The organism is Fischerella thermalis PCC 7521 (genome assembly GCF_000317225.1).
In the GTDB taxonomy this organism is placed as follows: domain Bacteria; phylum Cyanobacteriota; class Cyanobacteriia; order Cyanobacteriales; family Nostocaceae; genus Fischerella; species Fischerella thermalis.
In genome coordinates, this window is sequence record NZ_AJLL01000005.1 from 241,915 (window position 1) to 262,931 (window position 21,017).

Annotated in this window: 19 protein-coding genes, 1 tRNA gene and 1 pseudogene; 8 read left to right on the forward strand and 13 right to left on the reverse strand. The window is 41.7% G+C overall.

What is annotated here, in order from left to right; genetic code table 11:
* Nucleotides 1-585 precede the first annotated feature (585 nt).
* Both UYK_RS0101180 and UYK_RS0101185 read left to right on the forward strand, forming a co-directional pair.
* Nucleotides 586-2,892: a peptidoglycan DD-metalloendopeptidase family protein gene (locus UYK_RS0101180; protein WP_009455263.1), complete on the forward strand. Its 2,307-nt coding sequence runs from the start codon at nucleotides 586-588 to the stop codon at nucleotides 2,890-2,892.
* Nucleotides 2,893-3,160: 268 nt separating this feature from the next.
* Nucleotides 3,161-3,234, forward strand: a tRNA-Met gene (locus UYK_RS0101185).
* 27 nt (nucleotides 3,235-3,261) lie between these two features.
* On the opposite strand, the gene UYK_RS0101190 is transcribed toward UYK_RS0101185, so the two are convergent.
* Nucleotides 3,262-5,352, reverse strand: a complete 2,091-nt coding sequence (locus UYK_RS0101190) for an amylo-alpha-1,6-glucosidase (protein WP_009455264.1) — start codon at nucleotides 5,350-5,352, stop codon at nucleotides 3,262-3,264.
* 261 nt (nucleotides 5,353-5,613) lie between these two features.
* On the opposite strand from UYK_RS0101190, the gene UYK_RS0101195 reads away from it, so the two are divergent.
* The 3 genes from UYK_RS0101195 to UYK_RS0101205 all read left to right on the forward strand — a co-directional run bounded on the left by UYK_RS0101195 (nucleotide 5,614) and on the right by UYK_RS0101205 (nucleotide 7,697).
* A complete protein-coding gene (locus UYK_RS0101195; RefSeq protein WP_009455265.1) occupies nucleotides 5,614-6,213 on the forward strand; it encodes a peroxiredoxin in 600 nt (199 codons plus the stop codon).
* 239 nt (nucleotides 6,214-6,452) lie between these two features.
* The gene (locus UYK_RS0101200; RefSeq protein WP_016870759.1) at nucleotides 6,453-7,004 is read left to right on the forward strand and encodes a peroxiredoxin family protein; all 552 of its coding nucleotides are present in this window, start codon (nucleotides 6,453-6,455) and stop codon (nucleotides 7,002-7,004) included.
* 18 nt (nucleotides 7,005-7,022) lie between these two features.
* On the forward strand, nucleotides 7,023-7,697 hold the full coding sequence (locus tag UYK_RS0101205) for a glutathione S-transferase family protein (protein ID WP_016870760.1): 675 nt from the start codon (nucleotides 7,023-7,025) through the stop codon (nucleotides 7,695-7,697).
* A gap of 78 nt (nucleotides 7,698-7,775) precedes the next feature.
* Here UYK_RS0101205 and UYK_RS0101215 read toward each other — a convergent pair whose 3' ends face one another.
* The 7 genes from UYK_RS0101215 to def all read right to left on the reverse strand — a co-directional run bounded on the left by UYK_RS0101215 (nucleotide 7,776) and on the right by def (nucleotide 14,959).
* Entirely contained in the window at nucleotides 7,776-8,777 is a 1,002-nt protein-coding gene (locus tag UYK_RS0101215; protein WP_009455268.1) for a DnaJ C-terminal domain-containing protein, read from the reverse strand.
* A 112-nt stretch (nucleotides 8,778-8,889) separates the two neighbouring features.
* Nucleotides 8,890-9,411, reverse strand: coding sequence for an AAA family ATPase (locus UYK_RS23930; protein ID WP_083893685.1), 522 nt, complete (start codon nucleotides 9,409-9,411; stop codon nucleotides 8,890-8,892).
* A gap of 198 nt (nucleotides 9,412-9,609) precedes the next feature.
* Nucleotides 9,610-10,899 carry a glucose-1-phosphate adenylyltransferase gene (locus UYK_RS0101225; protein WP_009455270.1) on the reverse strand — a complete coding sequence of 430 codons (1,290 nt, stop codon included), beginning with the start codon at nucleotides 10,897-10,899 and terminating at the stop codon, nucleotides 9,610-9,612.
* 165 nt (nucleotides 10,900-11,064) lie between these two features.
* Nucleotides 11,065-11,376 (reverse strand): hypothetical protein, encoded by a 312-nt coding sequence (locus UYK_RS0101230; RefSeq protein ID WP_009455271.1) that lies wholly within the window; start codon nucleotides 11,374-11,376, stop codon nucleotides 11,065-11,067.
* A 537-nt stretch (nucleotides 11,377-11,913) separates the two neighbouring features.
* On the reverse strand, nucleotides 11,914-13,650 hold the full coding sequence (locus UYK_RS0101235; protein ID WP_009455273.1) for a S8 family peptidase: 1,737 nt from the start codon (nucleotides 13,648-13,650) through the stop codon (nucleotides 11,914-11,916).
* 523 nt (nucleotides 13,651-14,173) lie between these two features.
* Complete coding sequence (locus tag UYK_RS0101240) at nucleotides 14,174-14,383, reverse strand: hypothetical protein (protein WP_009455274.1); 210 nt, start codon at nucleotides 14,381-14,383, stop codon at nucleotides 14,174-14,176.
* A gap of 12 nt (nucleotides 14,384-14,395) precedes the next feature.
* Nucleotides 14,396-14,959 carry a peptide deformylase gene (def, locus tag UYK_RS0101245; RefSeq protein ID WP_009455275.1) on the reverse strand — a complete coding sequence of 188 codons (564 nt, stop codon included), beginning with the start codon at nucleotides 14,957-14,959 and terminating at the stop codon, nucleotides 14,396-14,398.
* Between the two features lie 276 nt (nucleotides 14,960-15,235).
* Here def and UYK_RS0101250 point away from each other — a divergent pair, with 276 nt between their 5' ends.
* Together UYK_RS0101250 and UYK_RS0101255 are read left to right on the forward strand one after the other, a co-directional pair.
* Nucleotides 15,236-16,138 carry a cell division protein FtsX gene (locus UYK_RS0101250; RefSeq protein ID WP_009455276.1) on the forward strand — a complete coding sequence of 301 codons (903 nt, stop codon included), beginning with the start codon at nucleotides 15,236-15,238 and terminating at the stop codon, nucleotides 16,136-16,138.
* Nucleotides 16,139-16,233: 95 nt separating this feature from the next.
* Nucleotides 16,234-17,046: a DUF3598 family protein gene (locus UYK_RS0101255; protein WP_009455277.1), complete on the forward strand. Its 813-nt coding sequence runs from the start codon at nucleotides 16,234-16,236 to the stop codon at nucleotides 17,044-17,046.
* A gap of 1 nt (nucleotide 17,047) precedes the next feature.
* Here the strand turns inward: UYK_RS0101255 and UYK_RS0101260 are convergent, their stop codons facing one another.
* Both UYK_RS0101260 and aat read right to left on the reverse strand, forming a co-directional pair.
* Nucleotides 17,048-17,983 (reverse strand): hypothetical protein, encoded by a 936-nt coding sequence (locus UYK_RS0101260; protein ID WP_009455278.1) that lies wholly within the window; start codon nucleotides 17,981-17,983, stop codon nucleotides 17,048-17,050.
* Between the two features lie 420 nt (nucleotides 17,984-18,403).
* Nucleotides 18,404-18,979 (reverse strand): leucyl/phenylalanyl-tRNA--protein transferase, encoded by a 576-nt coding sequence (aat, locus tag UYK_RS0101265; RefSeq protein ID WP_009455279.1) that lies wholly within the window; start codon nucleotides 18,977-18,979, stop codon nucleotides 18,404-18,406.
* Nucleotides 18,980-19,090: 111 nt separating this feature from the next.
* On the opposite strand from aat, the gene UYK_RS0101270 reads away from it, so the two are divergent.
* A complete protein-coding gene (locus tag UYK_RS0101270; RefSeq protein WP_009455280.1) occupies nucleotides 19,091-19,420 on the forward strand; it encodes a hypothetical protein in 330 nt (109 codons plus the stop codon).
* 70 nt (nucleotides 19,421-19,490) lie between these two features.
* Here UYK_RS0101270 and rpsN read toward each other — a convergent pair whose 3' ends face one another.
* The 3 genes and pseudogenes from rpsN to UYK_RS0101285 form a co-directional block, all read right to left on the reverse strand.
* Nucleotides 19,491-19,793: a 30S ribosomal protein S14 gene (rpsN, locus tag UYK_RS0101275; RefSeq protein WP_026086322.1), complete on the reverse strand. Its 303-nt coding sequence runs from the start codon at nucleotides 19,791-19,793 to the stop codon at nucleotides 19,491-19,493.
* A gap of 59 nt (nucleotides 19,794-19,852) precedes the next feature.
* Nucleotides 19,853-20,683 (reverse strand): bifunctional hydroxymethylpyrimidine kinase/phosphomethylpyrimidine kinase, encoded by an 831-nt coding sequence (gene thiD, locus UYK_RS0101280; RefSeq protein ID WP_009455282.1) that lies wholly within the window; start codon nucleotides 20,681-20,683, stop codon nucleotides 19,853-19,855.
* Nucleotides 20,684-20,698: 15 nt separating this feature from the next.
* Nucleotides 20,699-20,965 (reverse strand): annotated as a pseudogene (locus UYK_RS0101285) (zinc-binding dehydrogenase); the annotation flags it as partial.
* Nucleotides 20,966-21,017: the final 52 nt, after the last annotated feature.

Here is a 21,017-nt window from a genome sequence, read left to right on the forward strand (position 1 = left end):
AATAATACTTAGAAAAAGCTACAATCATCTATAAGAAATTTGTATATAGCAGAAGAGAGATTTGCTGAATCTAACGATAGATTTTCGTGAATTTGACTTTTTTAATTTGAGGAACTAAAAAACTGAAAGGATGTCATATCAACCATTTGAGCGACTACATAACCGTTAAATTGGTTTTAGGAGCGTAAACATGCCTGAGAGTTAGTACGGTTGTGTTTTAGGGAATAATCAGCGTAAAGTCTCCTGTTGTGACGACGGATTAGGTGAAAAACCTTTGAAGATAAAAGTTATCTACAGCGGTTGTTCGCTCTTCCAATCAGTCCCAATAGTAAGTTTTGAGACAGCTATTAAAGAGCAAGACATTGTAAGTTATGAACAGTGAACAGACAAGTCGCAGAAAAATTAATTTTTTACTAAATTTTCAAAATGTGAACTTGTCTAAATTAAAGAAGCAAGTTAATCTTGCCTAAGTATCTCTGTTCAATGTGATCTTGATCTACTGTTTAATGTGATCCAAATCATTGACTAGTACTCGACTTTAATCATCGAGGTCAGTTAAGCGCTAGTGTTCATAGGAGGTCGTCTTTGAAACGAGCATTGAAAAAAAGAGAGAAGGCTGTGTTAGAAAACACCCAAAGCGAGGAAGTACCGGTGGAACAGCAAAACCCAGTTAATTCACGAATCCACCGCCTGGTACCAACAAAAGCCGCCATGATTGGCTTGGCAATCTCAATGGGGGCGACTAGCCTTTTGGTGACTCGACAAAGCGATCAAGCCCTTGCTGCAGAACCAGTAGGTAATCAAAATACAGCCTCAACACTTCCTGCGACTGCTGATGCCGAATTAAAAATAGCTCGTACAAATCATTTAGAGTCCGAGACCGAATCGTCAGTAAGTCAGCCTGAAAATCCTGTTTTAGTTGAACCAACAGCAATTTCACAGATGCCTGGGCTTGGGGCAAAATGGCAGATTGTCACCAATGGAGTAACTGTGCCAACTCATGGGCCAGTTGTAGTACCAACTAAAGCTCCAATCGCAAACAGGGTGGGTGTTCCTAATGACAACAGCAATACACAAACACCCATACAAACACTATCTAATAGTTATGAAGTAACCAGCAATCAAACCACATCCTTTGCTGCTCAACCGCAGACAGTGGTAGAAGATAAGACAGTGAGCAGCGAAGTAAATGCCCAACTGAAAGCGCAGCAAGAATTTGCACTCTACCGCTTACAGGAAAAATCAGACCGTTTAAGAGCCAGCCTGGCACAACTGCGATCTCAAAGAACTACAGAATTACCCAAAGTTGTCACAAATCAAGCTCAACCAGCATCAGAAGTTGCTAATCCAACTTCACAGGCAAACACAAGCAGCACTTTTACAGTACAGTCACAAACAACTAGCGATGCCAGCCAAGCTAGCCTTGTATCTAGATTAAAGCAAAAAAATGTAGTGAATGTACCCACAACAGCTGCAACACCAACAGTTAACACCCCAGTTATTACATCAACAGTAGCAACAGCAAAAGTCGTCACCTCATCAGCTAGTGCTACCTATGAAGTCAAACCAGGGGATACGTTAGCAGCGATCGCACGCGCTTATGGTACATCAGTCTCAGAATTAGCTAAGGCAAATCATCTTAGTAACCCCAATCAACTAAAAATCAATCAAAAGCTGAATATTCCCACTACAAAGGTAGACAAAGCAGCCACCACAGCACCAGTAGCAGTTAAGCCCAGTACTTTTGAATTGAGCCGTAATCCCAAAGTTACCAATCCTAGCCCTAATTCAGTTATTGCTGATACCAGCACCCCTGGAATTGGCTCATCACCCTTAAACAACCAAATTCAAGCCAATACAGTTAACACAGAATATTATTCCACTGATTCAACAACAAATACTAATAAAACAGCAACTGTTCCTGCCACAGAAAACGCCTATGGCATGGGTGGTGATACCCCCATTCCAACAGCAATTACCGAAATGCAGCTGGCTAGGAAACAAGATGCAACCAAATCAAAGAATGCTAAAAACACAAATCCACGCCTAAACAGCTTAAAAGCGGAAATTGAAAGATTACGAGCAAAATACCGCGCTCAACAGTCTGGTAATACAACTGTGGTAGAGGAAGTTAGCAATAACACTGCTGCTGTACAAATTCCAGTTGCCCAACCTAACAATGTCGCGATCCCAATTCCGGTTTCTAGACCCAGTAGCAACGTAGTAGTACCAACCTCAGTTAACAAACCTAATCCAGTAGCAGTATCAATCCCCGTTCCTAGACCAAGGGTATTAACCTACACTACCACAAGACAGAATAAAGAACCGATTAATCCAGAATTTGCTAGCAATCAAACTCAGAAAGTAGCAACACCTAGTATGGGTGGTGATGTATCTCAGTCTTTTAATGCTAAGCGAGGAACTCAAGTTTCTCCAGAATTACCACCATTGGCCGCAGTAGATACATATCTGCCTAAGCCAATTGAAGAAATCACACCTACAGCTACAGGCTATATTTGGCCAGCCAAAGGAGTCCTCACCTCTGGCTATGGTTGGCGTTGGGGAAGGATGCATAGAGGAATTGATATTGCTAACGGTGTTGGTACACCGATTTATGCTTCCTCTGGTGGTATAGTAGAAAAAGCTGGTTGGAACAATGGTGGCTACGGTAATCTTGTGGATATCCGGCATCCTGATGGTAGTTTGACTCGTTATGGTCACAACAGCAAGGTTTTAGTACGTGTCGGTCAACGGGTAGAGCAAGGTGACACAATTGCTTTAATGGGTAGTACTGGCTTCAGCACCGGACCCCACAGCCACTTTGAAATCCATCCAACTGGCAAGGGCGCAGTCAATCCTATGGCTTTCTTGCCGCCACAACAACGCATATAGTTTTTGGTGGTAGTTGTTTGTTGTTCGTTGTTTGGTAATTTAACACTCAACTACCAACACAATAACTTTAGGATAAAGGGGAAAGGGGAAAAGGGTAAATTCAAACCTTTCCCCTTTCCCTTTTCTTAGTCCACAAGCCAGATAAAGAATGCTAATCCGAAAAGTATTGATTACTAAATAAACAGCAATATTTTCAAAATTTCTAAGTATGTAGGACTAGCCATGACAAAACTAGTATGCTATATTTAGAAATCGGTGAGAAAAGTTTGGCTCAGTAGCTCAGTAGGTTAGAGCGGGGGACTCATAAGCCCTAGGTCGTGTGTTCGAATCACACCTGAGCCATTAAAAATTAAAATCCACTTTAAATTTTCAATTCTCAAGCTGGCGCAGTACCTCAGCAACGGACCACGCTTGAGCGATCGCACCTTTGGGTGTGTGCGGCTCATCACCATCAAAAATTTCCGAAATTGAGCCAAGGCAACCGTCAGCCAGAAAGTGTTCTAGCAGAGGTTGCCAGTCAAAAGGCAAAGGTTCTGTAGTACAGAAACGTTTCCAAGCTCGGATAAAAGGGCCAATTAGCCAACACCAAACAGTACCTTGATGGTAAGAGCGATCGCGCCGTTGTGGATGACCCATATATTTGCCGATGTATTCGGGATCACCCGGGTCAAGGGTACGAAGACCATAGGGTGTGAGTAAGCGTTTAGTAGCTAACTGTAATATCTGACGCCCCTGTTCAATAGAAAAGGCGCAGTGGGCAAGGGAAAGCGCAATCACGGCATTTGGACGAACCTGAGAGTTACGATGATCGTCTGGCTCTATAGTGTCATATAAGTAGCCTAGCTGGGAATTCCAGAACTGTTGGAGTGAGTCTTTGACTTGTTGGGCTTGCTGGCTGTAACGTCGAGCCTGCTTGGCGAAACGACTTGGTTCGGCGACAGTTTCTTGCTCACTCAAGATTTCTGCCCACCGAGAAGCCCAGCACAAAGCTGAGTACCATAGAGCGTTAATTTCGACTGGCTTCCCACGGCGGGGTGTTACTGGTTGTCCATCAACTACTGCATCCATCCAAGTTAAGGCAACACCACGAGCATCCCAACCAATTAAACCATCCGTAGAATCTACTTGAATGTTGTAGCGTGTACCACCAATGAAGGCTTTATAAATTTGCTGTATTACTGAGTATTGTTCTGCTAAAAACAGCCAATCTTGTGTCGCTTCTAGGTATAGCCCCAAGGTTTCAATCCACCACAGAGCCGTATCAATGCTATTGTAAACAGGTTCATTTTCTAAACTAGGAAATATATTGGGGATCAAACCGTGGCGACAGTGACGTCCAAGACTCTGTAAAAGTCCTTTTGCCAAATCAAAACGCTGAGTCCGCAACGCTAAACCTGGTAAAGCAATCAAGGTATCACGTCCCCTGTCATTAAACCAATGATAACCAGCTATTACAGTAGGTTCAGCACCACAGAAGCGGGAAACAACAAACTGATCGCTGGCCTTTAGTAATTGCTGCCAAATTGGGAAAGATGATGGAGTGCTTTTTTCTCCCCACCTCCGGTTCTCCCAATCTCCCAATCTCCCCACTTCTTCCTGTTCCCATCCAAATACTAAAGAGAGTCGGTCTTGTTCTGCCTCAACAACTTCTGCAAAGGTATCGTCAGTGAGGGGGCTTTGTAAGAGGTCGGGAAAACCCACCTTGGCTTCTAGAGTGACTACATCTCCTGGTAAAAGCGTAACTGTTAAATAACCAGGACTGTAGAGATCTTCGCGATCGCTTAATCCTCGCCGTGTCTCTTCTGGTAAATGGTAATTCCAATACCAAAATCCGTCTGGTTGATAATTGCCTCGTGTCCAGCGCAAGTGCCAGGGTGTACCAAACACTCCTGAGTTGATCCCTTGCAAACAGACTTGTCCCTGACCTAGTAATTGTGAGAACTGTAACTGTGGAGTGGCTTTTTGCTGGTCGTGAAAATCGCGATCGGCGATCAACAGTCGCAACCTCAAAATGCCCTCATCCTTTCCTTCATAACGATATTGAATTAAAAGGCGATTACAAGAAGATGGGGTGAAGTTTTTCTCCTCACCGCCCCATCTCCCCACCTCCCTCTCTCCTCTACAAAAGTGGGGCATTACCAACTGTCTTGTTAGCTGCCAGTCGTCTTCACCCCACACCCATTTAGGAACCGGATTAATATTAAAATGACGTAGCAGTTCGTAACCTGCCGGATCAATCTGACCACTACCCCAAAAATTAGTCCCCAATGCTATAACTTGCTTTGGTAGTTCCAGGCTAGCTTCCAGATGCGAAAACAGTAGGGTGCGTCTAGAAGGCAAGTTCGTCGCAGCAAATAACCAACCGTGATAAGTACGAGTGCGGACATCAGAAACCGTACCACTGGCAAAACTTCCCAAGCCATTCGTGAGCAACCATTCTCTTGTATCTAAATCGGCCATTTGCTACTCAAAATCGTTATGAGTATGATATAGTTGTAACAGTTCGTAATTAAGCTGTCAGGGCGTAGACAGGTAAGTATTACCTGTACACCTAAGATGAGCGGGCAGCTAGTACTTAGCCAACCCAAAATTCAGGGTATTGGTCGGGTAAAGGCTAAAGGTTAGAGGATAAAAATCCTCACTACCGATGTTATTTTCCCACTCCCCAAAGAAACTTTGGTGGACTACTAGACGAAAATAATTTCCAAGGAGAATTAGTATATGTCTACAGAAGGATGCCTCCGTGTTGGTCAATCAGCTCCCGACTTTACAGCAACTGCTGTGGTAGATCAAGAATTCAAAACAATTAAACTTTCCGACTATCGCGGTAAGTATGTTGTTTTGTTTTTCTATCCCCTAGACTTTACCTTTGTTTGTCCAACAGAAATCACAGCTTTTAGCGATCGCTACGAAGAATTTAAAAAGATTAACACAGAAATCCTCGGTGTGTCCGTTGATAGCGAATTTTCACACCTAGCATGGATTCAGACCGATCGCAAGTCTGGAGGAGTTGGTGATCTTAACTATCCCCTTGTGTCCGATATTAAGAAAGAGATTAGCACTGCTTACAACGTCCTTGATCCAGCAGCTGGCATAGCTTTGCGTGGTCTGTTCATCATTGACAAAGATGGTGTCATCCAACACGCGACTATCAACAACCTCGCCTTTGGTCGTAACGTAGATGAAACACTGCGGACACTACAAGCTATTCAGTACGTCCAATCTCACCCTGATGAAGTATGTCCTGCTGGTTGGAAGCCTGGTGATCAGACAATGATTCCCGACCCGGTAAAGTCTAAAGTTTACTTTGCTGCTGTGTAGGTCACGGGATTTCCCAGATCAACAATTTGACCTTCGGAATGTTTATTCCGACCTGGATTGGTGTTAGGCTTCTGGCCTACCCAATCTATCCGATGCAAGATTTCAGATCAGTCAGATAAGTTAAGGTGACCACAGATATACACGATATGCACACGGATATAAATTAATCGGTGTCATTTTGTCAGTTATCTGTGGTTTGTTTATGTAATAGTTTTGATATTTTTATTGGGGAGAAAATCATGTTAATTTCAACTGATTTTAGCGGTTTATTTAATGAGCGCTTTTTCCGAAATTTTTTACCGATTCCTGCTGCCAATCAAATACCACTAGGATTTTTAACGCCAGATTTTCAACTGCCAGATATAACCAATAATACTTTAATAAAATTATCAAATTACAGAAATAAACAACCAGTATTACTTGCTTTTACGCGAATTTTTACAGAAAAACAATATTGTCCCTTTTGCTACCCACACATCAAATCCTTAAACGAAAACTATGAACAATTTCAAAATCGGGGCATAGAAGTTTTAATGGTTACTTGTACTGATGAACGGCAAAGTCAAATAGTTGTAAGAGATTTAGGCTTAAAGATGCCATTACTGAGTGACCCCACCTGCCGAGTGTTTCGCACCTATAATGTTGGGCAAGCTTTGGGAGCGCCTTTACCAGCACAATTCGTTTTAGATCAAGAAGGTAGACTGCGTTATAAGCACTTGTTTTCTTTCCTAGACCACAATGCTAGTGTAGAAAAATTGCTAGAGCAATATAATGCAATAGTTAAAAGCTAATAGCAAAAATAATTTTCTATGCTCAAACTGTATCACCAACCACTTTCGGCAAATTCTCGTCGTGTTTGGATAGCACTTTTAGAGAAACAACTTGAGTTTGAATTAGTAGAATTAAGATTAGATGGTGATCAGTTACAACCGGAATTTTTAGCACTAAATCCATTCCACCACATTCCAGTTTTGCTAGATGATGACTTTACGGTGGTGGAATCACTGGCAATTTTAGATTATTTAGAAGCAAAATACCCCACCCCAGCAATGTTACCCAAAGATCCCAAAGCTTTGACTAAGGTACGTATGGTGGAAATGGTAACAGTTAATGAACTAATGCCGGCAATGACACCTTTAATCAATCAGATGATGGGTTTTGCTGGTGGTGATGACTCACAAAAAATAGAAGCGGCAAACCAGAAAATAGCTACAGTACTGAAATTTTTTGAAAGCTTGTTAGGTCATCATCCTTATTTTAGTGGTGAACTATTGACTCTAGCAGACATTGTTGCCAGCTGTGCAGTGACTATTTTGCCGATATTGGGTTTTTCTCTCAGTGACAACCCCAAATTAAGGGCATGGGTAAAAAGCTTAATGCAGCGTCCGGCTTGGCAAACTACCCATCCTACCCCAGAAGCGATTGAAGCATTTAAATCTCGTATGCAAGCTTTAATGGCACAGTATCAGCCTGAGAGGAGTTAATGGTTGATGCTTGTTGGTTGTTAATTGTTGTTTGTTATTTGAACTACCAACCACCAACAACCAACCACCAACAATATATTACAGCCTAATATTCTGTAAATGACTGCGGGGGTTATAGGTACGAATAGCGCGGATTTTTTCATAATACTCCCGCTCTTGTTGACTGATGTCTCTGGGAGTGGCGATCGCAATTTTCACTAACTGATCACCACGTCCACTCTTAGGTTGGGGCCAGCCTTTACCACGTAAACGCAGGGATTGACCAGAACGCACTCCAGCAGGTAGCTTGACATTTACGCTACCATCAGGAGTGGGTACTTCTATTGAAGCGCCCAAAACCGCTTCATCTGGTGTAATTGGTACTTCGCACACCAAGTTATCACCCTCAAACTGGAAGAAGGGGTGAGACTGAAGCTCAACTTTCAGGTACAAATCGCCTCGTTGTTGCGTGAGAGGGCTAATTTGACCTTTACCTCGCACCCGTAGACGAGTACCAGGTTTGGCGCCGGCGGGAATGCGGACATCAATAGTTTCGTTACCAAGATTAAAGCGCTTTTGTACACCATGAAACGCTTCCGAAAAAGTCAAAGAAATTATAGCTTCAGTATCTTGGGCAGTACCTACACCAGCATCCTGGAAACCAAAGTCATTAAAACCGCCAAAACCACCAGGTCCAGCGCCAGTGGAAGTGCGGTAACTATAGGATTGCCTTGTACCGCGAGTACTACCACCACCGAAGCGTCCTAATAATTCATTAATAAAATCATCAAAACTACCGTATTGACTAAAGTCAAAGCCACCCATATCAACGCCAACACCGCCACCATAAGGGTTGCCTTGACCCACTTGTTTCCAGTATTGACCAAATTGATCGTATTTTTGGCGTTTGTCTGGGTCTGACAAAACCTCGTAAGCTTCGTTCACTTCTTTGAAGCGTGCTTCTGCCTGTTTATTGCCAGGGTTAACATCCGGGTGATATTTACGAGCTAATTTCCGAAAAGCCTGTTTAATTTCATCTGCACTAGCAGTTTTACTAACTCCCAGAACAGCATAATAATCTTTAAAATCGGTTGTAGCCATCTACAATACTCCTCTAGTATTTACTTTATGTTTTTTTGTAAAATATGAGGTTCGGTATTCTACACTAGGCAGAATTCTAGGCAGATTAACTCTGATTTTAAATTAACAAACCTTAAATAAATTCAAGTTCGGTTGTTGCTGAAAAGGTGAGGGCAATTTCCGTACTTTGTGAAGTCCCCGAATAGCAAATTAGGCAATCTAGTCCTTCTTCTAAACTAGGAGGAGCATCGCGCAATTGACGATACATCCGAAAAATCACATCTTCTGGTACTTGACGTTCCCGTCTTTGATTACGTGCTAAACATAGCCAAACAGGAGTTTTTACCCAAATCCCGGTAATATGAGTAAAACCAATGTTGCGAGCTGAGGTAATGACTTCACGGCGGTGGCGTCGCTGAGCGTTAGTAGCATCATAAATTACTGTGCTATCTGTAGCGATCGCCCTTTGAAATTGCCGCTCAGTTTCTCGCCAAATCAGTAGCCAAGGTCCCTGGATTGCCTCATCACCAAATAATTGCCCCCGGATAGCATCGGTAGAAACCAGTCGCCTCTGGGGGCATTGTGTCACTAATTGTTTTGCCAAGGTTGACTTACCGCTACCAGGAAGACCAATTAGTAAGAAGAGTTTTGTCATTAGTCATTTGTTGTTTGTTATTTGTTGTTTGTTATTTGTTGTTTATTGCTTGTTGTTTGTTGTTTATTCCCAACAACTACCAACAACCAAAAAACAACTAATTAGTTGTTTGTTCTCAACAATTACCAACAATCAACAAACAATTAATTAGTTCTTTGTTCCCAACAACTACCAACAAACAACAAACAACTAAATATACTAAATTATCGTCCCATCAGGAATAACGGCGTTTTTCAGTACAACGACAATGCCACTACGGATGTAGAAACCTTGACTTTCGCGCTCGGCTTCTTGGACATTATCTTTGTTAACGATTTGCACATCACAACCGATGTGAGTATTTTTGTCAATGATGGCACGGCGAATAATGGTGTTAGAACCGATACCTAAAGGCACACTACGGTGGTCACAGTCAGACTGGCGTTCAGCAAATGGCTGATACATGTCTGCACCCATAATCATGGAATCTTGAATGATACAGCCAGATTCAATGCGCGATCGCACTCCTAACACCGAGTTTTCAATGCGGCAATTTTTGAGAATACAACCTTCGCCAATGATTGATTGGGTGACATGACAATCTAGCAGTTTGCTGGGAGGTAAATAACGAGCGCGAGTGTAAATCGGCGCTTGCTCATCGTAAAAACTAAAAGGCGGGCGAGGTTGTTGAGTTAAAGTCAGGTTGGCATTATAAAACGCTTCAATTGTTCCGATGTCTTCCCAATAGTCATTGAATAGGTAAGCTTGAACGTTGTAATCGTTGGCGGCGTCAGGAATAATTTCTTTGCCAAAATCAGTCCTTTCGGAAGCTTCTTTCAACAACTTGATCAAAACATCTTTTTTAAAGACATAGATTCCCATGGAGGCGATGTATGGCTGCTGTTCGGCTTGTTCTTGGTTTAAGCCTAAAACAGTAGTATCAACCCGCATTTTCTTTAAAGCTTCGCCTTTGGGTTTTTCGCTGAAGTCAACAACCCTGCCAGACTCGTTGATTTTCATCAAACCAAAGTCTGAGGCACGACGTTCATCAATGGGTATAACTGAGAGAGTAATATCAGCTCCAGTTTCCCGATGACGTTGGATAAATTGGCGGTAGTCCATGCGATACAGATGATCGCCGGATAGGATCAAATATTCATCTACATCCCATTCTTCAAACAGCCATAGGTATTGACGAACCGCATCGGCTGTACCTTGGAACCAGCTGAGGTTTTCTGGGGTTTGTTGTGCCGCGAGGACTTCCACAAACCCTTCAGTAAAGCCAGCAAAGCTGTAGGTACGAGCAATATGGCGATTCAGAGAAGCCGAGTTGAATTGTGTCAGGACGTATATTTTGAAAATTTCGGAATTTATACAATTACTGACAGGGATATCTATCAATCGATACTTACCCGCCAAGGGCACCGCTGGTTTTGCGCGTAGTTTGGTGAGCGGATAAAGGCGGGTTCCTGCACCGCCACCGAGAATGATTGCTAAAACTTTTTTCACAAGTTTGCTCCCGACTGCCTTTCAACTCTCAACTACAGTTTAGGACTGTCTGCGGCAGCTGGTAAGGGGGTATTGAAAACTAAGTTTAGTCAACTTTACAAACTGCTGCCGGAGATAAATAATACGACATGTGTTACAAAATGAAGCTAGATGTATCAATTAATATTAATATTTATTAACACTGATACTCTTCGGATCCCATTGCCTATCCACCAAACGCAACTTTTGCGATAGTTTCAGATACTGCACCCAAGACTGTTCTGAAAGTTTAGCAATTTCATTAACAGATAAAGTAGCAGAAAATACGTCTTTTTTTTCCGTAATTCCACTTATTCCGAGATTTTCCAAGATAGCAGCCGCATTAGAATTATCCGCTACTGGTTGGGTGTGGATGAAAACCACTAAACTACGTTCATCTGGATCTTGGACTTGATTGAGCGCCATAGCAAGGGCGGCATCTAGCTTTTTATAATTCATCTGAAAATCCCCTGTAACACCATATTGGGAAAGGGTGAAGGGTTAAAGGAATTGATGTTCTTGCCGTTGGCCCTTTAACCTTTTTCCCTTTCGTAGTGTCTTAATTCTTTTAGAGTAAGCTTAATTTATTGGACAAAAGGCAGGTTCAAAATAACCTGTCCTAAAAACAACCTATCAGATTTATAAACTTGACGCGCCTACCCTTGTATAGACTCGATAATATGATTTTCTATAACTAATTAGAGATTTAACTTCTTGTGGGGAAAAGAGCTAAGGTTAAAGGGGTAGAGTTAAAGGAATAGAGAAAATCCTTACCTTTTACCCTTCACCTCTTAACTGAATTAATTTATGGATAACGTGTTTCACTACTGGTCTGTATCATTAGTTCTCAGGAAGTTCTCAGGAGTTGCCATGGCTAGATCCCCGAATTTTTTAAAAAGTCGGGGATCTCGCACCTCATCAAAACCAATGACACAAACTACCAGCCAAAGCAGAATTCCCTACTTTTTGGCAGATGTATTATTTCAGCCTTTGAAACTACAAATTTTCCACATTAATTAATCCATAACCCCATTTCTTATCAAAGGTTCCTGCATTTTGTCCAGGAATAGAGCTATTTTGACGTAGCAAATCTTTCACAGCCTCTGGGGTAAGATTAGGATCACGTTGCAGCAACAGTGCTACTAAGCCAGTAACAAATGGTGTTGCCATACTCGTACCAGCTAAGGCTGCAAATTTAGAGTTCACCATCATTGATCGATCAAAGTTGGCAGTAGACGAAAGAGCAGAAACAATCATCGCTCCTGGTGCTGCCACATCAGGCTTTTGGGAACCATTCCGCAGTGGGCCTTCGCTACTAAAGTCAGAAATATCATCCAACTCTAAACCGACTTGCCGCTCAATACCATCAATATCAGTGTATTTATTTTTAGTAGTATAAGAAGCTACTGTGATTGCAGTGCTGGCAGCGCCTGGTGAACCAATTTTCATCGTGTCGGATATGCTTTTACCTGTAAAAAATACCGACGCGGCCTCATCTAATGTCCATACGTCTAGGCGTACGTTATTTCCGGAGGTGTTGCGTACTCGTAATTGCCAAACTCCACCTGGTACAGGTTGGTTAAATATAAAACCTCCGCCTCGAATTTGCACGAAGAAGTTATAGTCCCCGTTGACTGGATCTGGTCCTGGGGTGACAATTTCTACCCGTGCATCTGGTAGGTTGTATTGTTTTGAGGGATTGCCATTAGAAATAATTGGTTGGAAAGGAGTCACAAATCCGTTGGGACTGCGTAGAGATATTTCCAACTGACCATCACGGGAATACCAACCGTTTAACCAAATAATACCTACTTGATTGTAGGGAACACTAAAGCGCATAGTTCCCAAGGTTTTGCTGCTAACAGTTGTCTGACCGTGAATATTGTCATTACCCTCGTTACCCGCAGCACAGCAAACAATCCTTCCCGGTCCGGATTCAGCATCAATAATTTTTGATAGAGAGTCACTACCATCGTGGGCGTCGGCGTGTCCACCTAAGCTGAGGTTCACAACTGCTGGACGTCCCATTTCACTTGCGACTCGGAAAATATAGCGAACACCATCAGCAATGTGAGCATCTTGCAAATCAGTTTTCACAACTACTAATTCTGCTTCTGGTGCTACACCACCATAGGTACTATCCAAGCCAGAGGCTATACCTGCAACGTGAGTACCATGACCGTCTGTGTCTTGGGAAATTGTCAGCTGGGTTCCGGTTAATTCGGCTCCATAACCACCTTCTGCTACTCCTGGACCTGGTATGGTTTGATCCCAAATTCTCAAGATACGTTCTGCGAAAGCGGGGTGTTTTGGATCAATACCACTGTCTATGACCCCAATAACTACCCCCTTACCAGTCAATCCAGTATTATTCTTAAACTCCGGCAGTTTTACTTTCTCCGGTGCTGCGTCCATCCGTAATTTTAATTTACGAGATGGTTTGATCCTTTCAACAGCAGATTCTTCAGATAAAACATCTAAACTATCTATGGGTAAATATGCCGTCCTAACAGTACCTGTACTTTGGTTAATTTCAATACCGTATTGTGACAAATGGCTCAAATCAGCATTTTCATCACAGTAGATAAAAACGACACTACGGGTTGGCTTAACACTATTTTTCGGGGCAATTATCCCGAGCGATCGCTTGTGCGTGGTTAAAGCTTCTTTTCCTTCTCTTTGATAGTCCTCATAAGCCAATAGCAATCCGGGAGAAATTTTTTCGTGTCTCATTTTTACCTCAATTTCAGTGCAATTGCTGCAAGATCTTAGCAGGATAAGTCACTTTCGCACCAATTTTTCACAAGTAATTTTTTTAGCTAAAATCGTTGCAAGCGAATATAGTTAAGTTATCTGCTGCTAAATTTAAATAAAGTACAACTATTAAGTTCATTCGTAATTCATGAATACAATAACTGTCTGATTGATTTCGCAAAAATTCTGCTCTAAAAAAATAAATAAAATCTTAAATTCGTGAAAAACGAACTCAAACCAAGCGAAAAACTATTAAATTCTTTGTGCCTTAGTGTCTTTGTGGTTCAAAGATAATCTTTTTTACCACCAAGACACTAAGACACGAAGTAAAATTTAATAGGGATGACTATATTTCACTTATAGTGAAGTACTTATCTTGTTTTGAGAAAATACAGATAGGTGAAGCGATAGGAAGTAAAGAGAAGTTGGAAAAATAAAAGGTAAAAGGTAAAAGGATAATTATTTCCTTTTCCTTTTCCTTATGAATACTAGTTTTTGATGTTTACTTATTTAAATTTGCTTTAGCATCTTTGACTGCGACAAAGAAAAATAGTGCTGTTAGGGGTATGCTTAACCCTAAAATAATGGCGGTGGTTTGAGTACCTAAATCAGGCTGACCTGAGGTAAGTTCAAAAATAGAACCTACTCCTGCGATCGCACTAATGCAAGAACAGGCTAAAAATAAACCACTTTTGGGAGTTATGACGTTCACAAGCACACCATCCTACACGACTGATTTGACAGCTTGATAGGAGAAGCCGTGCTTGGATAACTCCTGCGCTAAAGCCAAAGAGTTTTCTACACGGTCTACAAATACTACACCGTTGAGGTGGTCAATCTCGTGCTGAATACAGCGTCCTAGTAAATCTGAAGCCTTCAGTGTTTTAGGACGTCCATACTCATCTTTGTAGGAGATTTCTACAACTTCAGGACGCTTGACGTCCATGTAAACTCCTGGAATGCTCAAACATCCTTCTTGAGCAACGCACATGTCCCGACTCACCTGTTTAATAGTAGGGTTAATCAACACTAGTGGGGAGTTGGCTGGGTTATCTGGTTCAAGATCAATAACAATAACTTGTTTATTAATTCCGACTTGGGGTGCAGCCAAACCAATACCATCTTGGCTGTACATGGTTTGTAGCATTTCCCGTGCTAGTTTGCGGATTTCTTCGTCTATTTTAGTAACGCGCTTGGCCCCTTGGCGCAAAACGCGATCGCCAAGGTAATGCAGTTCCAAGGGCGGATTTTGTAACTTTTTCTTCTCAACAGCGACTTCCGAAGGCATTCTTTTTTATCTCACCTATTATGGATTGGAAATGATTCCGCTTTATTCAATCTTAGCAATCTGTGGGAGTGTAGGGAGGTGGGGAGATGGGGAGTGTGAGGGGTGTGAGGGATGTGAGGGGTGTGGGGAGTGTGGGGGGTGTGAGGAGTGTGAGGAGTCAATAACAACCAATGACCACTAGCCAATTACCACTAAACCAATGACAATTGACCATTGACAAATCACTAATGACTAATAATAGAGTTTGATTATTTTGTATAAACGATAGGTTATATAATGTTGAAAATACTGACAAAGGTTGACTATCTGCTGAAAGAAACCTTGATTGGTTTGCAGCGCGGTGGCTGGATGAATTGGGCTGCTATCAGTACTGTTACTGTGTTATTATTTTTATTCGGTTTGAGTTTACAAACTTCCTGGCAAGTAGAAAAATTACTTTATCAGTTCGGTAGTCAGTTGGAAGTATCTGTGTATCTTGATCCGGATGCGCGTGCTGAAAGTGTTGAACCGTTGGTGTCAACAATCCCAGAGGTTGCAGACATAGAAGTTATTACTAGGGAACAAGCTTGGCAGAAGTTAGTTAAAGAACTGGGAATTTCTGATATCGAAGGTGCTACTCAGCAGCTAGGTGAAAATCCGCTTGTGGATGAATTGAAGGTGAAAGCGCGTAACTCTGAGGTAGTACCAACCTTAGCAACACAACTAGCAAAGTTGCATGGTGTAGATGCAGTTCAGTATGTAGATGAAGCAGTCAGAAGGATTTCTCAGTTGCATCGAGGTTTAAACTGGGTGACACTAACAATTACTATAATTTTGACTTTAACAGCGATCGCTGTTACTACCACCACTATCAGATTAATAGTTATGGCGCGACGCCGAGAAATTGAAATCATGCAGCTAGTGGGAGCAACTTCCGCTTGGATTTATCTACCGTTTATCTTGCAGGGAATTGCTTTTGGCTTGGTTGGAGGTGCGATCGCTTGGAGTTTTATTAGCATTGTTCAACAGTTCCTGGGACATTTACTGGCTAATCAACCCGAATTTATCAAATTTCTCACCAACGGTTTACAACTGACTCCGTTACAAACTTTATTATTACCCTTTATTCTTCTAAACTTTGGTGCAACGGTAGGATTAATAGGAAGTTTATTTGCTGTGCAAAAATTTGCGAAAAGTTAGTCAAATAACCAGTTGTCTGTTATCAGTTATCTATTATCAGGTTAATTTTTTCACTGTTCACCAACAACCAACCACTAACCACTAACCACTAACAAATGACTCAATGGGAATGTTTGCTCAAAAATCTTGGTGAATGGCGAGGTTCATTTACTCGTGTATCTCCTCACGGGGAAATAATCGCAGATACACCTAGCGTTGTGTCTTTAAAAGGGTTAAATAATAATCAAACAATTCGTCAAATTATTCGCTTAGATGGAAATGAAAAAGTCTTAGAATACAGTTCTTTAGGGCGGGGTGTATTATTTTTTGAGAATGGTGCTTTTTCTCAAGGTACGATTCAGCTAGGGCCGTTTTCTGAATTTGGAGCAGAATTAGGATTAATTTATGAAAATCGCCGTTTGCGCCTCGTACAGTTGTTTGATAAAAATGGTCAATTAGAACAATTTACCCTCATCCGCGAACATCTAGCCGGAACCCCAGCTATACAAAGCCCTGCTTTAGCAGTAGAAGCATTGTTAGGAGAATGGCAAGGCGAAGCAGTGACGATATATCCAGATTGGCGATCGCCTGCTCGTTACTCTACCAAAATGCAATTGCAACTAGACAGTTCTGGAAGTTTAGTCCAAAGTCTTTCGTTTGGCGATCGCACAATTACTTCCACCGCTACAATCAACGGTTCTATTCTTACATTTAGTCAAGACTTGCAAAAACAGGTGCAAGTCTTGCTGTTACCCGATGGTGCTTCTGCCACTTCACCATTAAAAGTGCAATTTCGTCAACCCTTATTTTTGGAGGTGGGTTGGTTAATTACAGCAAATCTCCGTCAACGCATGATTCGTAGTTACAACGATAAAGGAGAATGGGTGAGTTTGACTTTAGTGACAGAACATCGGGTGAATTCAGTATAAATTAAGAGCGACGAATAAAACGCCCAATCCCAGCAGCGCACCGGAGAGCAATTTTTTTCTGGTAGTATTGCCAAGGTGAATAAAGTTGCATTGGTGTTTGCGTGTTTTGCCAATAAGCTTTATCTGTCAATGTTGGTGGTGATCCTTCCAAGGCTTTAAAAATCAGTTGTTTTCGCCAAGGCTTGATCTGGCTTCCCGACGCATGTGACATGATATCTACGCTAACGCCACCAAAATCCATTCCCATCCGACTCACAGTACTAAGTGGTTCAGAACTTAACATTAATGCCAAGTTCAAGACACATTGATCAGTTTGGAAATAGGGATAACGATTCAAAGCAAGACAAAAATCCTTGAGATTGATATAACCTGCTTCTTCAAAGATATGTAATAATTTTTGCCATAACAAAAGTATAGATTTCTGGCTTTGCTTTACACCAATAAAACCAGAATTATAGTAGCGATCTAGTTGACGTTGGCAAGAAAAACCGTAGCGTTCAGCAAGTTCTTTCCAAACGATCCGATAGGGATGATTGGCAGGCATATAATCATAAGCATCCTCACATAAGGCAATACCACGCTCAACCCAATCAAGGTAGAAATCCCAACAACGTTTATTGACAATATCAGGATCAAAATAAAATAATGCTTCAACTTCTGGACAATAATTTTCCCAAAGTTGCACCATGAAATCAGGTTTGTAATTAGCAAAAAATATTGAAGTGGTGAGCTTGATAAATCGAATTACACAATCTTTTGCCACATAAAACTCTTGATATCCTTCACCTTCTTTAATAGAATTTGCCCAAGGAGGTAAATTGCCTCGATATCCTGCCCAGACTACACCGCGAAAGCCGTGATTGTAAAGAGAATTAACTAATACCCCTACACCGTAATGATAATCACCTTCAAATAAAGTACAAATGTTTGCAAGCATAGACAATAGACCCTGAAGTAATAATAATGTTGTTGAGGAGATGAATTTAAGGTCAAATTAACAGTTCGCCAAATAATTCATGACGGCCATTTTCCACTATGTTATTAATTGGTAAACGAGCAAATATATAGTTGCGTTTACTGGAGATTATTTACAAGAAGTATGTTTACACAAGTATCCACACCAAAGACATGTTCTTCATCTACCTAAAGAAGTAAAAGACTTTAGTTTATCAGAGATAATAGACATTAAAAAATAATTTATAACAACAAGATCAGCGGCTTTTTAAAGAAGTCGGGGATCTGGTTTTCTCAATTCTCAATTTTGCAGATAGGATGGCTATATGTAACTAATTATGTTGAATTACTTACCATAAAGTATTAGCTATAATTGTGAGCAAAATATGACAAAATAAAAATTTTAAACAAGAGAACACTTGCGATATAAAGCCTTATAAAGTAACTCTTGATACTCTTTATTATCCACTCTATAAGCCCCAAATCTTGCTAAATGGGGGTTCATCATTTGGGCATCAAATAACACAAATTGCCTTTCTCTTAACCTTTCTACTAACTTCACTAGTGCCACTTTAGAACCATCGGGAATGCGATAAAACATCGATTCCCCAATAAAAGCACCACCAACAACAATCCCTAAAATTCCTCCAGCAAGTTCGTCTTCCTGCCAAGTTTCAAAACTGTACGCCCAACCTGTTTGGTATAGCTGCCAGTATATATCCTTTAATTCTGAAGAAATCCAAGTTACTTCTCGGTTAGCGCAACCTTCGACGACAGCTGCAAAATCACGGTTAACCGCGACGGTAAACCGCTGTTGATTCAGGACACGTCGTAGTGACTTGGGGTAGCGAAATCGATCATCCAAAGGAATCAGAGTACGATCGCGACTTCCATACCAACCCAAGGAATTATCTTCATCAGCCATGAGAAAATAACCTTGGGCATAGCCTTGAATGATACTGGCGATATCATATTGCATAAATAACACAAAAATAAAAAACGAGAGGAACACTCTTATAGATGCTATCAATCATCCCCTGCGTTCCTCTGGGATTTCCTGAGCGCCACTCTGCGTTTTAAAATAAAGAAGATGACTGAACCTATTCCACCTATTACCCTGCCACCATCCCAAAATCCGGAGCTTGAAGGCGAATGGTTAAAGCAACGTTTGCAGGGGTGGCTAGATGCAGAATTTATTCCAGAAGCAGTTAACCAAAACATTGCCGAACGTGCAGCACAGATATTTGTTCGGCAACGGATGGAAGGAGAAAATGACCTTGGTTCTCTGGTAATTGCTATTGTCACAGAGATGCAGGCATTTGATTTTTCCAAAAGTTTTTATGGAGAGTTTGCGATCGCCAACGCCGTTAGCGATCTACTCCTAGAAAGTCTGGGAATTGATAAGTGCTGTGGACAATAATACTTTGTTCGTTGTTGTTTGGTTTGTTTAGTGGTTTCCCAACAACTAACAACTAACAACAACCAACTAACTACCAACTAGACTTAACTACACCAGGTAAAAGACCCTCGTGCGCCCATTCCCGCAAAACGTTCCGAGATAGTCCAAAGTCGCGGTAAACTCCTCTGGGACGACCAGTAACCCAGCAACGGTTACGACGGCGGCTGGGTGCGCTGTTGCGGGGTAGCTGCTGAATTTTTCTGTGAATCTCCAGCTTCTCCATTGGATCTTCTGTAGTTCTGAACTCTTCTAACAAAGCTTCCCGCTTGGCAGCATACTTTGCCACTAACTTGGCGCGTTTTTTCTCGCGCTCAATCATGCTCTTTTTTGCCATTGAGTCTGTTACTAATTAAAATTAAAGACAGCATCTCCCATTCTATCTGATGGAATTAGTTAATAGTTAGTTGTTAGCAACAGTGGGTAAAAATGTCCGACAGGGCCTTGCCCTTGACCAATATTTAGGGCGTAGGATAGAGCATTGGTAACATACTCTTTTGCCTGCTGCACTGCGGTGAATAAGTCATCGCCACGCGCTAAATTAGCTGCGATCGCTGCTGATAAAGTACAACCAGTACCGTGAGTATTTTTTGTCTCTACTTGTTTAACACTGAGAGTCTCGAGTTTTTGTCCATCAAACCAAACATCGACTCCCCGTCCACTTCCCGACATCCCACCACCTTTGACTAGTACCACTTTAGCTTTGAATTTCTCATGAATAATTTGGGCGCACTTGCGCATATCATCTAGAGTGTTAATTTCTAAACCGCTCAAAATCTGGGCTTCGTAGCGATTCGGTGTAGCGATCGCAGCTAGAGGTATGAGTGTATGGCAAAGTGTATTCACAGCCTCATCGTCAATTAATTGCGCCCCCGCCCTTGAGACCATTACAGGATCAACAACTAAATTGTGAATTTGTAAAGCTTCTACTTGCTGGGCGACAGCTGCAATAATTTCTTTGTTGAGCAACATTCCTGTCTTTGCTGCTTGCACGCCGATATCTTCACATACAGCTTGCATTTGGGCAATCACAGCTTCTGGTGGTATCGCATCTACTCTGGTAACACCTAAAGTATTTTGAGCTGTAACACAAGTGATTGCACTCGTACCGTGGACACAGTGAAAAGCAAAGGTACGTAAATCCGCTTGAATTCCTGCACCACCACCACTATCTGAACCAGCAATAGTTAAAGCAACAGGTATGCGAGATGTTGTTTCGGCATTCATAAAATGATTTCACTCTTAAATCACTGCGATCGCTATTTTCCCTACAGCACGCTCACTTTCGCTATAAGTATGAGCAGCGGCTAAATCTTGCAGGGAATACGTACGATCAATCACAGTCCGAAGTTTGCCTGCTTCAATTAATTCTTTCAAATAAACTAAATCTCGAGCATTTGCTGACGCTAGGACTAATTTGGCTTTTTTACCCGGAACAATAGTTGTCACAATTCCTGGCAGAATATTTTCTGGGGTAGGCAATGTGGTAACGTAAATTCCACTACTACGTCCGCTGACAGGATTCTGCACAACGACGACACAAATCAGCACAAGCTTTCAT

Coding starts and splice junctions, on each gene's coding strand:
- UYK_RS0101190 (WP_009455264.1), bottom strand. CDS start 5,352: ATGGCCGATTTAGATACAAGAGAATGGTTGCTCACGAATGGCTTGGGA.
- UYK_RS0101195 (WP_009455265.1), top strand. CDS start 5,614: ATGTCTACAGAAGGATGCCTCCGTGTTGGTCAATCAGCTCCCGACTTT.
- UYK_RS0101200 (WP_016870759.1), top strand. CDS start 6,453: ATGTTAATTTCAACTGATTTTAGCGGTTTATTTAATGAGCGCTTTTTC.
- UYK_RS0101205 (WP_016870760.1), top strand. CDS start 7,023: ATGCTCAAACTGTATCACCAACCACTTTCGGCAAATTCTCGTCGTGTT.
- UYK_RS0101215 (WP_009455268.1), bottom strand. CDS start 8,777: ATGGCTACAACCGATTTTAAAGATTATTATGCTGTTCTGGGAGTTAGT.
- UYK_RS23930 (WP_083893685.1), bottom strand. CDS start 9,411: ATGACAAAACTCTTCTTACTAATTGGTCTTCCTGGTAGCGGTAAGTCA.
- UYK_RS0101230 (WP_009455271.1), bottom strand. CDS start 11,376: ATGAATTATAAAAAGCTAGATGCCGCCCTTGCTATGGCGCTCAATCAA.
- UYK_RS0101235 (WP_009455273.1), bottom strand. CDS start 13,650: ATGAGACACGAAAAAATTTCTCCCGGATTGCTATTGGCTTATGAGGAC.
- def (WP_009455275.1), bottom strand. CDS start 14,959: ATGCCTTCGGAAGTCGCTGTTGAGAAGAAAAAGTTACAAAATCCGCCC.
- UYK_RS0101250 (WP_009455276.1), top strand. CDS start 15,236: ATGTTGAAAATACTGACAAAGGTTGACTATCTGCTGAAAGAAACCTTG.
- UYK_RS0101255 (WP_009455277.1), top strand. CDS start 16,234: ATGACTCAATGGGAATGTTTGCTCAAAAATCTTGGTGAATGGCGAGGT.
- UYK_RS0101260 (WP_009455278.1), bottom strand. CDS start 17,983: ATGCTTGCAAACATTTGTACTTTATTTGAAGGTGATTATCATTACGGT.
- aat (WP_009455279.1), bottom strand. CDS start 18,979: ATGCAATATGATATCGCCAGTATCATTCAAGGCTATGCCCAAGGTTAT.
- UYK_RS0101270 (WP_009455280.1), top strand. CDS start 19,091: ATGACTGAACCTATTCCACCTATTACCCTGCCACCATCCCAAAATCCG.
- rpsN (WP_026086322.1), bottom strand. CDS start 19,793: ATGGCAAAAAAGAGCATGATTGAGCGCGAGAAAAAACGCGCCAAGTTA.
- thiD (WP_009455282.1), bottom strand. CDS start 20,683: ATGAATGCCGAAACAACATCTCGCATACCTGTTGCTTTAACTATTGCT.